Consider the following 7,211-nt stretch of genomic DNA (forward strand, 5'->3'; position numbering starts at 1 on the left):
GCGAGGTCGGGGAGGTAGACGGAGGGGTTGACGTCGGCGAGCTGGCGGTACGCGGCGACGCCCTCGTCGATCGCAGCCAGCGCTCCCAGCCGGTCGCCGGCGAGGACGCGGCGGTGACTCACCAGGAGGAGGAGATCGGCGCGCCGCTGGGGGTCGTCGGGTGGGGTTTCGGCCAGCCTGCGGTCGTCGACGAGCTGACCGAGTTGCCAGAGCCCAAGGGGCTGCAGCGGGATGTTGGCGGAAAGGGCGTCGAGGTCCAGCGGGGTATCGTCCGCGACGGTGAGGCGTTCGAGGGCTGTGCGGCTGGGGCCCCCGAGGGAGGTGGCGGCGGCGAGGACGACCGGCCAGCGGTCCGGCCCGTCGCGGAGCAAGGTCTCGATGTGGGCTGCGGCGGCGTCGGGGTCGTTCTGGCCGGCGCGAGTGAGCACGACGAGCGCGTCGAGCAGCCGCTGCAGGTCGGCCTGCTGCTCGGCGTCGGCCTGTCCTGTCCTGTCGGCTGGTGGGGGTAGCGCGCGGGTGAGTAGGGCGGGGTGTTTGCGTAGGACGATGAGGAGGTGGTGGTCGCCTATGGGGTCGGGGCGTAGCGACAACTTCTGGTGGGGGCCGGGGTCGAAGCAGGTCGTCAGCGCGCGGGCAACGTCGCGGCGCTCACGGCTGTCCTCGTCTAGTTCCGGTACGGCGCGCAGAGTGCTGGCCGCGCCAGCGGGGGGCGGGGTCAGCAGGGTCAGGCAGGCCGCGGCGTGGTCGAGGATGTCCGGCTCGGGTTCGCGCTCGCGGTTGATGCGGGTGTAGGCGCGGGTCCAGTAGCGCCGTTCGTGGTCGAGGATCTCGTTGTAGAGGTMGTCGTGGCTGGTCGGCAGCGGTCCGGTGCCTTGGGCGGCGGCCCAGCCGAGCAGGACCAGGTCGAGGGTGGTCCATCGCCGGCCCGGCGACGGGCGCCGCAGCGGCGGTATCGGGCTCGCTGGTGATGCTGGGTCGGTGGCGCGCATGGCGGCGGCGGTGCGCTCATAGACGTCCCCCGGCCGCGGATGGGTGTCGGGAAGCTCAAACTCCTCGATGCGGAAGGGGGTGGCGCTGGCGGTCTGGGCGCCGAGGATCTTTTGCAGCCAGCCGCCGTCAGTAGAGCGGGCGGTCAGGATGACGACGGTGGGCGGTCCTTGCCGGGCGGCGAGTGTTTGGAGCAGGGCATTGGTTTCGGTGGTCCGGGCGTCGGCGTAGTCGACGACGACCGCCAGCGGGGCGGTCACGGTCGCCAGCCAGCTCGTCGACGCTGGGTCGTGCAGGTCGTCGAGGAGCGGGCCGGCGTACCAGCCGTCGGCGCGCAGCCGGGCGGCGAGCTCGAGAGCGAGCCGGGTCTTCCCGGCGCCGCCGACGCCGTGGAGCACCGCGAAGCCGAGCCGGTCACCGGCGGCGACCTGATCGCAGTAGTCGGCCAGGACGGTCAGTTCGTCGCGGGACTGGAACGGGGTGACCTGATATTCGGCGCGTAGCAACCGCAGCGGCGACTCGGCCGTGCCCGGCTCCCGGTAGATCCCCCGCAGCGGAAGCACGTCGGGTAGCGCCGCCGGGCGATAGGCGTCGTCGCGACGGGCCACAGGTATCCCGGCCTGCCACGCCCAGTCACCGCCGGTCAGATAGCGGGCCCCGGCAACCCCGGCCTCCTCAAGGGTCGCGGCGGTACCGAGGATCGGCGAGCTGCCCAGGGAGCGCGTTAACCCGACCGGGTCGAGCACGACCAGAGGCCTCGGCGGCCCGTCGAGACTGTGTGCAACCTGGTCGGCGAAGCCAGTCGGTGCTGTCTCCCACACACCACTTGTCGGCGTGCCGTCCGGCCAGGCGCCGTCGATGGCTACCGCGACGACCGCATGCCCTGCCCCGCCGGCCCGGCGGACGGAGGTGAGCAGCACGACGGCGGCGGGCAGGCCCGCGGTCAGGCAGGCTGCGGCGAGCAGCAGCGCCACGTCCAGGCAGGTCCCGCTGCCAGGCGCGACCAGCACTTCACCCGGTGGCCGGATGACCTGGACGTCGACCCGCGCCGCCGTCGGCTGCTCGTCGTCCACGGCCTGCGGGGCGTCGGGTTCGTAGGCGTAGCCGATGTTCCGGTCAGCCAGCTCGCGCCAGGTCTCCCGGAGCAAAGCCAGCGGCGCCTCGCCGGAGCGTTGCGGGACTCGCGCATGGCGGCCGACGACGTCGGGGACGACGTAGCGTGCCAGCTGGGCTGGGTTGGTGCGGGGCCAAGCGGGCCAGTTAATCGAGGTCGACATTGTCGAGCACCTCCACCACCTCCGCCGCGCGCAGCCAACCCGCCTGCGGCACCTCACGGGCATCGACCTGAAGCCGATACACTCCCGGAAGAGCGGTGGCTAGCTCGCCGTGGAAGGCGCGGCCGCTGCCGTCCCAGGCTAGCCGCACGTCGGCCGACGATCCCTGCTTGGCCTCTGGTCGCAGCGTCACCCACATGGCGGTCGACGACAGGTCCGCGTCCACGCCCCGGACCGTCGCAGCGACGCTGAGGGCCCGGCCGGCGAGTGCCAACTCGTCGAGCTCCAGGCATAGCGCGACCGGCCGCTCGTCCGGTTTCCGGTAATACTGCAGATCCGCCGGTCGGCGCTCGAACGACTCCACCCACGGCACCACCTCGTCGAGATCGACGATCGCGCCGTGGCGGAACGCAACCCGCAGGTCCTGCGGCGAGTGCCGCTCCATCTCCACCGGCAGACCGCTGATCGCGGGAACAGTCCCGTCGCCAAGGTCGTCGGCCCAGGCACCCAGCCCAGCAGTACCGACCGCCCGGCCGACCCTGACCTTTTCACCGTCCCAGCTGCAGCCGCGCAGCGTGCCATGGCCGTAGCCAATCCGCGGCGTAACCTGCGGCCCAGTCCGGGGCATGTCGTTCCAGCAGGCGTCGATCGCCTGATGCACCTTGGCCGCGCCGCGTGCCAGGGGCTCCAGCCAATCCATCGGAACCTCGTCCGGCCGCAGAAACCCACGCCCGCGCCCGTTGGCCGCCGACGCTCGTCTCTCCAGCGAGCGATGAGGAGAACCATGCGACGGCTGCCGGAGGTCGGCGATCGCGGGGTAACGGGGCATCAGCTCCGCGACGCTCGGCCAGCCACGCAGTACCTCCCGCGGCCGGCGGATCCGAGACGGCCCCACAGCAACGCCGTTGGCGAGGATGTCCAACGCCTTCGGCGCCCCCCGGTGCGGGGTGCCCAGGGTGAGCATCGCCCGGCACAACTGGTCGTTGCCCGGCAGCGCCGCCCAGTAGCGGGCAACGAGTCCGCCCATCGAGTGCGCGACTAGCAACACCCTCGCGGCCTGAAGCGGATCCTGCGGCCATAGATGCCGAACCCGCTGGCGGATTTCGTCATCGAGCCGCCGTGCCGCGTCCGCAACGCTGCGGCGGAAGTCGTAGCCGAACGCGACCACCGTCGCGTCCAGGTTTGGCACCGGCCGCGACCCGTCGTCGAGCACCGCCCCGTCCAACGCCATCAGCCTGCCCAGCAGCCCCTCATAGCCACGCACCGCGGTCCACACCCCGAACGCCTTTCGCGAGCGGATCAGACCCAGCGGCCGCAGCTCCGGACGCTCCTCCACACTCAGCCGTTCCGGGTGGCGCAGCACATCCCCGATATCCCGCAACCCCGCCGCCCACACCAACTCCGGCGGATCCGTTCCCGGCACCGCCAGCATGCTCCCGCCGATGCCCGGCAGGACGACAACGAGATGATCACGCGCAGGCGGCATACCTGTCTCCCCCGAGAACAGCGGCCCCACCAACGGCCACAGCGATCTGCGTAGCCGCCACCTTCCCTACCGTGACTGCCACCATGCCCAGCCACGGCTGTCAGCAAACCGACGACACCGCTTTGCTCCACTCCCGCATCGCCACGGCCCACTGCGACGCTGGGTGAGTCGTCGAGGGGAGTCTCACCCCTCGACGCTGGTAGATCCGGACGTGAGGCTCTCGCCTCATCCGGCTCCCGTCATCCAGCCGTCGGTCGCAGTCCGAGCTGCCAGTGAGCGAACGGTCCTGGGTCGCGCCGTGCGATCTGTCCCAGGAGTCTGCGCCCGCGGGGCTGATCCACCAGTGCATCTCGATCGCGTTCACCGAGCGCCTCGCTGCCGCCAGCGTCGACCCGTCGGTCGGCAGCGTCGGCGACGCCTACGACAACGCGCTAGCCGAGACCACCATCGGCCTCTACAAGACCGAACTGATCAACCCGCCGGAAACACCGGTCACGGGACAATCCCCTGGACTCGGTCTGACCGTACGACGTAGACCACGGGACCTCACCGGCCGAGCAGGCGATCCGCCGCGGCCTGGGCCGATAGTCACGATGATGAGAGGCCGGAGCCCTTACGGCTGGCTAGGAGGGTTTTTGCGTTCGTTTGAGCCAGGACTTCGATGAGTTTCGCGGGATCCAAGCGTCTAAGTGATCGTGAGTGTCCGCAAGATGCGCTGGGCAGCAGGAGAGGATCAGGCCATGACCTTGGTGGCACGTCGGATGTTCGAGCTGGTCGAGCCGATCGGTGTCATCCCCTACGCAGCCGTCGAACCCAATGAGGCGATGTTCGCCCTGGGGTTCACCAACTACTGGGATACCTACTTCGCCGGACGGGCGGCGCCCCTAGGTCTCGTCCCGGCGGAGGTGGTGGACGCGCTCTTCTACAACTTCGCTCCCGGCGAGGTCGCCCGCCACATCCCGAAAGTGTGGGACACGACCACGCCCGAAGCGGCGATCGCCGCTCGTCAGATGGGTTGTGTGAAGGCGTTGCGGCGAATCCTCGGCGATCACGTCGACTCGCCCGCCTTCACACGGGCCGCCGAACTGTTGCTCAGGGCTGCGACCAGCGCACCGTTCGAGGGCCGGCCCATGTACGCCGCGCTGCGCGCGATCCCGATCCCCGATGACGTGGTGGCCCGCCTCTTCCATGCGGCTTCCATGCTGCGCGAGCACCGTGGCGACGGGCACATCGCCGCCCTGATGACCGAAGGCGTCGGCGGCCTGGAGGCTCACGTCCTGCACGCCCTCGACGTGGGCATGCCCGCGGAGAAGTTCGGACGGATCCACCACCTCCCCCCAGCGCAGCTCGCCGCCGTGATCGACGGGATGCGTGATCGCAACCTGATCGGAGATGACGGTTGGCTGAGCGAAACGGGCCGCGCCATCAAGCAGCGGGTCGAAGCGCTCACCGACGACCTCGCCGCGAAGCCGTACGAGAGCCTCGGGCCCGACGAGTTCGACGAGCTCGTGACCACCCTCGAACCGCTCGCCAAGCTGCTCCTCGCCGACCAGGACTGGTAGCTGGTAGACGGAAAGCGGCCGCTCTGAGCAGGCCGCTGGCGTGCTTGACCCGGGAGCCGGCAGGAAACGTGTCCCCAGGGGCACAGGATCTTCGTCTTTCTCTGGACGACGTGATGCTCGGCGTCAGATTGGAGTACACCCCAACACCACACGCTCGCGCGCCGCGAGATGCGTCAGGTTAGAGACGTCGGCGGAGTTTCTTGATGCGTGTCTGCTCGGTTCTTGGAGTTCATCCTGACACCTCCGACCCAGTAGCGCCGTGGACGGTGAAGCAGCGCAGACGCTCGTCGCTCCAGCCGAACACGACCTGCGTCACCGGGTACAGCTCAGCGGTGGTCGTCTGGCCGATGACGAGCAGCCGACGTCAGATCAACGGGCTGATCCCCGCCAGCACCACCCGCAGCTGGTAAACCTCGGGCGCGGTCGGGGCTGACGCATCCGCGGTCACGGGCCGCCATCTTCTCGGTCCGGCCGTCAGCGCCGGGCACCAGGTCGCCGGGCGCGTCATCTGGTGCCGGCCGGTCCCCTTGACCGCCGTGTCCTGGTGCTGGACGTGGCGATGCCCCGCCGGAGGGACTCGACTACCTCGGGCGGGGCATCRTGCCGTTCTTACCGCGGCTGTCCGACAGTTCCGTTCTGCACGCCGATGGACGCTTGCCTGTAGCGCAGCCGACACGGCACAGGAGTAGCCCGTTCGGAGAGTTGTGGTCGTGGTCTGCGTCGGTTCCTGTGACAATGCTGCTTGTCGCAGGAAACGGCGACGGCCGAGAGCAGCTGTCCACCTCGGGGTGCGCTGGCTGTGGGACGGCGGGGCATTCCAGAGCTGGGACGCGTTTCGCGCCGCGCCGGAACCGACCGATACGCCACAGGTCGGGCCTCGGGGGATGGTGGCAGGATTAGGAGCTGTGTCCGATAGGGGCGCCTCGGGCGGCGGGACAGCGCCGGGGTGCGACTTCTTCATCTCCTACACCGCCGTGGATCGGGCATGGGCGGAGTGGATCGCCTGGCAGCTGGAGGACGCTGGCTATCGGGTGCTGGTTCAGGCGTGGGACTTCGTGCCCGGGTCGAACTGGGCGGTGCGCATGCAGCAAGGCATGGCTGACGCGCAACGCACCATAGCCCTGCTCTCCGACTCCTACCTGCGTTCGGTGTACGGCCAGGCCGAGTGGCAGGCCGCTCAGGCCGCCGACCCCTTGGGGTTCGCCCGCAGGCTGYTGCCCATCAGGGTGGAAGACTGTCCCCGCCCCGGTCTGCTCGGACAGATCGTCTCGATCGACCTATTCGGGCGGCCGGCCGAGGCCAACCGCCAGCTTCTGCTCGACACGATCGCCGCTGCGGTCGCGGGACGAGCGAAGCCCTCGGTCTCACCTGCCTTCCCTCACCCCCCGGCATCACCAAGCATGCTGACGGGCGAGCCGGACTTCCCTATCTCGTCATCCCCAMCCTCCYCCMCCGCACCGGCCCCCGCGGACCCGGCGAACCCACCCCAGCCGCAGCCGGCGGACGTCAGCGTCCGGCCGGACCGCGCGGCCCAAGACCCGCCGATACGGCAGCCCGATCACGGGCGTGACGACGGCCTAACCCACATCACCGGGCAAGCGGACCCCAGCATCGCCGACGCGCCTCGTCACCCAGCCCCCACGAGGACCGGGATCAGCGTGGCCGCGCCGGCGCCGCGCCGGGACGACCAGCCCCGGGCACGACGCCGCTGGCCCCGCTGGCTGCGCCGCCCCCAGATCCTCGCCCCGCTCGCGGTCCTAGCGGCCGCCGCCATCACGGCCACCGCGCTGATCGCGGCCGAACCGGGACACTCATCCGGAGGCGCGGGCTCCAGACAGACCACAACCCCGTCGCCCTCCTCGGCGCCCATCGCGCCGCGCCCCCTCGGCCAGCCGCTGACCG

The 7,211-nt window shown here is 70.4% G+C and carries 4 protein-coding genes and 1 pseudogene; 3 read left to right on the forward strand and 2 right to left on the reverse strand.

The window, feature by feature from the left end:
* Together BCD49_RS38835 and BCD49_RS38840 are read right to left on the reverse strand one after the other, a co-directional pair.
* A partial coding sequence (locus BCD49_RS38835; RefSeq protein ID WP_131803657.1) for a transglutaminase-like domain-containing protein occupies positions 1 to 2,264 on the reverse strand: 2,264 nt, incomplete at its 3' end.
* Positions 2,248 to 3,747, reverse strand: coding sequence for an esterase/lipase family protein (locus tag BCD49_RS38840; RefSeq protein ID WP_027140380.1), 1,500 nt, complete (start codon positions 3,745 to 3,747; stop codon positions 2,248 to 2,250). The genes BCD49_RS38835 and BCD49_RS38840, both read right to left, overlap by 17 nt.
* A gap of 326 nt (positions 3,748 to 4,073) precedes the next feature.
* Here BCD49_RS38840 and BCD49_RS42960 point away from each other — a divergent pair.
* The 3 genes and pseudogenes from BCD49_RS42960 to BCD49_RS38850 all read left to right on the forward strand — a co-directional run.
* Positions 4,074 to 4,223: pseudogene (locus BCD49_RS42960) on the forward strand (IS3 family transposase); the annotation flags it as partial.
* A gap of 264 nt (positions 4,224 to 4,487) precedes the next feature.
* A complete protein-coding gene (locus BCD49_RS38845; protein ID WP_007507661.1) occupies positions 4,488 to 5,309 on the forward strand; it encodes an SCO6745 family protein in 822 nt (273 codons plus the stop codon).
* 905 nt (positions 5,310 to 6,214) lie between these two features.
* The coding region (locus tag BCD49_RS38850; RefSeq protein ID WP_241832489.1) for a toll/interleukin-1 receptor domain-containing protein at positions 6,215 to 7,211 on the forward strand (997 nt) is incomplete at its 3' end.

It is taken from the genome of Pseudofrankia sp. EUN1h (assembly GCF_001854645.1).
GTDB classification, from domain to species: domain Bacteria; phylum Actinomycetota; class Actinomycetes; order Frankiales; family Frankiaceae; genus Pseudofrankia; species Pseudofrankia saprophytica.